This window comes from Micromonospora sp. WMMD736 (assembly GCF_049179015.1).
Classification (GTDB): Bacteria; Actinomycetota; Actinomycetes; order Mycobacteriales; family Micromonosporaceae; genus Micromonospora.
Window position 1 is genome coordinate 1 of sequence record NZ_JBMHMI010000039.1, and the last position, 1,569, is coordinate 1,569.

Annotated in this window: 2 protein-coding genes; one reads left to right on the forward strand and one right to left on the reverse strand. The window is 66.9% G+C overall.

Annotation, left to right across the window (positions count from 1 at the left end):
• Positions 1-166 precede the first annotated feature (166 nt).
• A complete protein-coding gene (locus tag ACN269_RS33205) occupies positions 167-802 on the forward strand; it encodes an SOUL family heme-binding protein (protein ID WP_421477062.1) in 636 nt (211 codons plus the stop codon).
• Between the two features lie 6 nt (positions 803-808).
• Here ACN269_RS33205 and ACN269_RS33210 read toward each other — a convergent pair.
• On the reverse strand, positions 809-1,569 hold a 761-nt coding region (locus ACN269_RS33210; protein WP_421477064.1), incomplete at its 5' end, for an AMP-binding protein.

The window sequence follows — 1,569 nt, forward strand, 5'->3', positions numbered from 1 at the left end:
TGATGCCGCGAAACCGCACCCGCATCGGCAGCGCGACGACATACAGACGGTCCAGGACGTCATCAAGTTCCGGGCCGAGTTCCGGGTCTAGTTCCGGCACGCCTCCATTCTGACGTCCGGCCATCCTCGGCCGCGCCGGCTACGAATCACCGGCATGGGATGGCAGATGATCACGCGGGCGGCCGAGCTGGTGCGCCAGGTCGGCGAGTCGACGCTGGCGATCGCCGGCGTCCGGGTAGGCACCGAGGAACCGGTCCACAGCATCACACCGCTGGCCGGTGACGTCGAGATCCGGCGCTACGGCACCCGCATCGCCGCCGAGACGATGGTGGCTGCCGGGGAGGAGGAGGCGCGCAACGCCGGATTCCGGCTGCTGGCCGGCTATATCTTCGGCGGCAATCACCGCAAGACCAAGATCGCGATGACGGCCCCGGTCAGCCAGCTGCCCACCCAGAGCCAGGCGATCGCGATGACAGTGCCGGTCGTCCAGACCAGCAGCCCCGATCAGGGTTGGGTGATCCGGTTCTTCATGCCCAGCAAGTGGACGATGGACACCCTGCCGACCCCCAACGACGAACGCGTCCAGCTGGTCGAGGTGCCACCCGAGACCGTCGCGGTGTTGCGCTTCACCGGTGACCGCGGCCCGGCGACCGTCGCGGCACGCACCGACGAACTGCTGCAAGTGTTGCGCGAGTACGGCTTCGAGACGACCGGCACACCGGCCGCGTGGTTCTACGATCCGCCGTGGACGCTGCCGTTCCGGCGGCGCAATGAGATCGCGGTGCCGGTGTCCGCCGACTAAGCGACCTCAGACGGTGGCCCGGTCGCGGCCCTCCCAGTACGGCTTGCGCAGATCCTTCTTCATGATCTTGCCGGTCGGATTGCGCGGCAGCTCGTCTTTGACGTCGACGGACTTCGGGCACTTATAGGCTGCCAGCCGCTCCCGGCACCACGCGACCAGCTCCTGCTCGGTGGCTTCACCCTGCAGTGCCACAACGGCTTTCACCGATTCACCCCACTTCTCGTCGGGCACGCCGATGACGGCGACTTCGACGACGGCGGGATGCTCGGCGAGCACCCGTTCCACCTCGATCGAGTAGATGTTCTCGCCGCCGGAGATGATCATGTCCTTGAGCCGGTCTTCGACGAACACATAGCCGTCGGAGTCGATCCGCCCGATGTCGCCGGTGCGGAACCACCCGTCGGGAGTGACAGCCTCGGCGGTGGCGTCCGGGCGGTTGTGGTAACCCTTCATCAACTGTGGTGTGCGGAACCATAATTCGCCCTGCTCACCGTCTGGCACGTCTTCGCCGGTGTCGGGGTCGACGACCCGGACCTCGGCGTCGCGAATCGGCTTGCCGGCGCTGACCAGCCGCTCCTCGTTGCCCGCGCGGTGGTCCTCCGGACTGAGCTGGGTGATCACGCCGCACACCTCGGTCAGCCCGTACACCTGGATGAATTCGGTTTCCGGCCATGCCTTCAGCGCCGCGCGCAGCAGCGGCAACGGCATCGGTGACGCGCCGTACGCGTAAGTCTTCAAGGCACCGAACAACTTCACCGCGTCTTCAC